Origin of the sequence: Microcoleus sp. SVA1B4 (assembly GCF_036700545.1) — a bacterium.
GTDB lineage: Bacteria > Cyanobacteriota > Cyanobacteriia > Cyanobacteriales > Microcoleaceae > Microcoleus.
On the sequence record NZ_JAUBPB010000134.1, the window covers coordinates 1 to 4,580 of the forward strand.

5 protein-coding genes are annotated in these 4,580 nt (G+C 45.6%); 3 read left to right on the forward strand and 2 right to left on the reverse strand.

What is annotated here, in order from left to right; genetic code table 11:
* Positions 1–234: 234 nt before the first annotated feature.
* The 3 genes from QT987_RS29365 (at position 235) to QT987_RS29375 (ending at position 3,893) form a co-directional block, all read left to right on the forward strand.
* On the forward strand, positions 235–1,482 hold the full coding sequence (locus tag QT987_RS29365; protein WP_333246978.1) for a GTP cyclohydrolase II: 1,248 nt from the start codon (positions 235–237) through the stop codon (positions 1,480–1,482).
* 84 nt (positions 1,483–1,566) lie between these two features.
* Complete coding sequence (locus QT987_RS29370; protein WP_333246980.1) at positions 1,567–2,649, forward strand: adenylate/guanylate cyclase domain-containing protein; 1,083 nt, start codon at positions 1,567–1,569, stop codon at positions 2,647–2,649.
* Complete coding sequence (locus QT987_RS29375; protein WP_333246982.1) at positions 2,646–3,893, forward strand: URC4/urg3 family protein; 1,248 nt, start codon at positions 2,646–2,648, stop codon at positions 3,891–3,893. Before QT987_RS29370 ends, QT987_RS29375 begins: the two co-directional genes overlap by 4 nt.
* A 49-nt stretch (positions 3,894–3,942) precedes the next feature.
* Here QT987_RS29375 and QT987_RS29380 read toward each other — a convergent pair whose 3' ends face one another.
* Both QT987_RS29380 and QT987_RS29385 read right to left on the reverse strand, forming a co-directional pair.
* Entirely contained in the window at positions 3,943–4,080 is a 138-nt protein-coding gene (locus tag QT987_RS29380) for a hypothetical protein (protein ID WP_333246983.1), read from the reverse strand.
* A gap of 208 nt (positions 4,081–4,288) precedes the next feature.
* A partial coding sequence (locus QT987_RS29385; protein WP_333246985.1) for a DUF4360 domain-containing protein occupies positions 4,289–4,580 on the reverse strand: 292 nt, incomplete at its 5' end.

Here is a 4,580-nt window from a genome sequence, read left to right on the forward strand (position 1 = left end):
CGCCCATCCCACAATAACAATTAAAATTGTAAGTTATTTAATTGGCGATCCTTATATCAAATCCGACGAAAACCTCTTGTTATCGTGCAACCCAAGCCGAGAAAGGTTTGTGTGTGTGTAGCGCGATTGTTTCAACCAGGGAGGTGTGTACGGTTGGTATGATGAATCACTGTTTCAGATTGCGATTCGGCTTACAACCAACAGCAGCATCCATAGCAAGAGCCAAAAACAACTGTGTCTAAACCCAAGCATATAGTTTTAACATCCCATCCCGACAGATCCGGCACAAAACCTCATCCCATCCACTGGGGAGAAATCGATCCGCTGAAACGGGGGCCTGTTATTGGTAGCCTTACCAAATCGTCTCACCGGAATGCGATCGGCACTCATTCGGGTTCCTACTCTGTTTATCGCGCGCTAGCAGTTGCGAACGGGGCACTCCAAGCCGATCACCGCCCCGATTTTACCAACACCTCTCCGGCGGCACACATCGGGCCGCATCCGAGTTGGGGCGATCGCAATTTGATTGTTTCTCTCGATCCCTTTGGGGGTTTGGTTAGCGAAGTTTATACTTCATTTCTCCAGCAGGGATACGATATTCGACCGACAATTGCTGTCACTAAAGCTCACATTAATATGCCGGAATTGCAAGATGCCATTGCTAAGGGGCGGGTGCAAATTGATGGCAAAATAGTCAAAGCAGGTGGCAATTTAGCAGTAACTAAAATTGCGATCGATCCGGTGTGGTATTTGCCGGGAATTGCTAGGCGAATCGGCGCCCAAGAAAGCGTTCTCCGCCGTGTCCTGTTCGAGCAAACAGGCGGAATGTTCTCGGATTTAGTGACGCGGCCAGATTTACACGTTTTCTTGCCACCAATTGGCGGAACTACGGTTTATATTATTGGCGATGTCGGGAATATTTCTGACACAGATAAGCAGTTGGCGGTACGGGTACACGATGAATGCAACGGTTCTGATGTCTTCAGTTCGGATATCTGCACTTGTCGCCCTTATTTGGTACACGGGATGGAAATTTGCATCCAAACTGCACAATCCGGCGGTTCTGGGGTAATAGTTTACTTCCGCAAGGAAGGGAGAGCTTTGGGGGAAGTGACTAAGTTTTTGGTGTACAATGCCAGAAAACGGCAGGAAGGTGGCGATCGCGCTGATGCCTATTTTACGCGCACTGAATGTGTTGCGGGAGTTCAAGATATGCGGTTTCAAGAACTAATGCCAGACGTGCTGCACTGGTTGGGGATCTCTCGCATTGACAGTTTAGTTTCTATGAGCGATATGAAATACAATGCGATTATCAATTCTGGCATTCAGGTGGTCGATCGCATCCCCATTCCTGAAGATTGGATTCCTGCAGACGCACAAGTCGAAATCGTCGCCAAAAAAGCCGCCGGCTACTACACGCCTGACCCTGTGCCAGATGCTACAATTCTTGCAGAAGCGATCGGACGCGATTTAGGAGATTGAGAGGGCTAAGACGCGATCGGACGCGAACTATCGCGTCTTGGCCACATAAAATTATTGCTGGTTTTTGATCAGTCAGGGTAGGTTATGGCTAATTTGCGTTCTAGTGTGATCGTAAAAACAGATATTTGTGGATATACCGCCAGAGTCAAAAAATTATCTCAGTCGGACTTAAGTAGTTTGTTAAACGAGCATAAAACTTTTGTTTCAGATATTAGCGCCAGAAATGAAGGCAGCGTGATTAAAGGGGAAGGTGATTCATTTTGGATAATTTTTCCCAGCGTCACAGCAGCGGCGGTAGCAGCCATAGAAATGCAGCAAGAATTGAGAGCGCAACAATCTAGCAAGGCGAACGACGAACGATTGGCTATTCGCGTGTCGATTACATTAGGAGATGTCTTGCATCAAGATAAAGATATCTTTGGCGATACGGTGAATTTAACAGCGCGTATAGAATCAGTAACTCCGCCGGATGAAATATATTTGTCCCAAGCAGCATGGCTGGCGCTCAACAAAGCAGAAGTGCAAACGTCTTTTGTTAACGAGTTTTCTTTGAAAGGGATGAGCGAACCTGAAAAAGTTTACAAAGTTGACCAAAGTTACAAAACGCGAATTATCAAGAATCAAGCAATAATTAAAGCAGATTTGAGAGGTTTTATAGCCTATCAAGAATCTAATTCGATCAAAGATGTGGAATATTTGCTCACCAACTTTGATACTTGTGAAAAAACAATTTGCGAAGAATACGGCGGCACAATTCGGAGTATTGTTGGCGATTCGCATTTGTTGACTTTCCCGGAAGCTCACTCAGCCTTAGCGGCAATGGAAAGTCTGTGCGAGAATTGGAAACTTTTTATTGACGCCAATCAAATACCTTGCGGCTTGTCGGTGGGAGTTGCTAAGGGAAATTTATATATATTTAGGTCTTGCACTTACGGAAAAGATATTCACATAGCCGACAGGCTGGAAGATTTAAGTAAAATAGTATGTCCGGGTAGAGAAAGAAATTCGGTCATAGTTTCCGATCAAATAAAACGCGAAGTCAGCGGGTCTAAGTGGGAATATAAGCTGATCAAAATCGATAAAAATGCGATTTTAGATAATCTTTTAGATTACAGTCAGTTTGACTTTTTTCAAGAAAACGATGTTTACCGCTGTTTGGTAGTATGAACTTGGGCAATAGTGAACTTGAGACTGTAGAATATCTGAGAACGCCGGCTGCTATTCGTCAAAAGTGCGATCGGCTTTTTGATTTAGCCAGCCACGACAAACTTCGCTACTTCCGTGTCGATTTATCCCAACTCGACAAAGCAGCAAATTATGTAATTGACACCACGCGCCAACAATATCCCGATTTTAACATTCCCTTTCACAGTCGCTGGCGACATTTTGAAGCCGGCAACCTGTCGCGACTCGCCGAATTGAATGCAGCAATAGCCGAATTTGCACTCATAGAGCAAGCTAAGATCAAATTTGATTTAGCCATTGTCAGCGTTTTGCTTGATGCCGGTGCTGGTGCAGATTGGCAGTATTGCGAATCCGAAACCGGACAGGTTTACCGCCGTTCTGAAGGGTTAGCAATAGCCAGCTTGCGGATGTTTTGTCAAGGTGTTTTTTCCAGCAATCCCAATTTTCCTTGGCAAGCTGATTCTCAGGGACTTTCTCAATTAAAACTAGAAACCTTAGCTGCTGGATTTCAGGTAAGTCGAGACAATCCGCTAGTTGGTTTAACAGGCAGATTAGAATTATTGCAGCGTTTGGGAAATGCGATTTGCCAGCATCCATTATTATTTGGCAGCGAAAACCCGCGTCCCGGCAATTTGGCAACATACTTGCTCAACAGTGGGGTTTCTGAAGTCAACACTGTGAAGGCTTCTGAAGTGTTGAGCGCTATTTTGACAGGTTTTGGGGAAATTTGGCCGGGAAGATATGCAATTGGTGGTGTTAATTTAGGCGATGTTTGGCGGCATCCGGCTTTAACAGGAGAAAATCTGGGAGATGAATTGGTGCCGTTTCACAAACTCTCGCAGTGGTTGACTTATTCGCTGTTGGAACCGCTGCAAGAACTTGGTTTAGAAGTCGCGGGATTGGATGAGTTAACGGGATTGCCGGAGTACCGCAACGGCGGTTTGTGTTTGGATATCGGGCTGCTGCAGCCAAAAGATTCGGCTATTTTTGCACAGAGTTACTTGCCTGGTTCGGAAGTTATAGTAGAATGGCGATCGCTGACTGTGAATCTTTTAGATAAAATTGCCGCTGCTATTCGAGAAAAGCTGCATTTGAGTGCGGAACAATTGCCGCTGGTGAAGATTTTGCAAGGAGGAACTTGGGCGGCGGGGCGGAAAATTGCGGGCGAATTGAGGCCTGGTGGAGTGCCGCCAATTCAGATTGAAAGTGACGGGACTGTGTTTTAGAGGGAAGAAGGAAGTTCGGCAACGGATTCTGTAACGGATATAACGGATGTCAGGAAGAAGGAAAAGGGAAGTTCGGCAACGGATTCGCTCGACGGATGTAACGGATGTAACTCACATCTTGCACCATTCTCAAGAACGGGCAAGATGCCCGTTCCACAAAGAGTAGATTTTCTTGTGGAACAGGCATCTTGCCTGTTGCTGACAATGGTGCAAGATATCAGATGTAACGGATGTCAAGAAGAGGGAAGAAGCAAGAGGGAAGAAGCAAGAGGGAAGAAGAAAGAGGGAAGAAGCAAGAAGGAAGAGGGAAAATTATTCCCTCTTCCAACTTAAAATTCAAAATTCCAAATTCAAACCTGAAAACAATACCTCACACTACACTCCCAACAAGCTGCTTAGCGGCAAGTGCGATATTTGACGCGATCGACTAAACCGCGATGAGCCAAATCGAAGGAGTCAACGGTGGCCATGCCGGCACCGCGGGCTGTCATTGCAGCATTTACTCTCATATTTACACTGTCGCCGCAGCGAGACCAAACATTCGCTATAGTGGCTAAGCTATCTCGAACATTGTAGTTAGTTTGGCCCCTGAGATTCCGATTTAAAACTGGCTTAGGATCGCGAATTAAATAACTTACAATTTTAATTGTTATTGTGGGATGGGCGTCCCGCCCGTCCTTTTTGGAC

Bases quoted from the DNA above. Each gene is read 5' to 3' on its own strand.
- QT987_RS29370 (WP_333246980.1), top strand. From the start codon at position 1,567: ATGGCTAATTTGCGTTCTAGTGTGATCGTAAAAACAGATATTTGTGGA.
- QT987_RS29375 (WP_333246982.1), top strand. From the start codon at position 2,646: ATGAACTTGGGCAATAGTGAACTTGAGACTGTAGAATATCTGAGAACG.
- QT987_RS29380 (WP_333246983.1), bottom strand. From the start codon at position 4,080: ATGCCTGTTCCACAAGAAAATCTACTCTTTGTGGAACGGGCATCTTGC.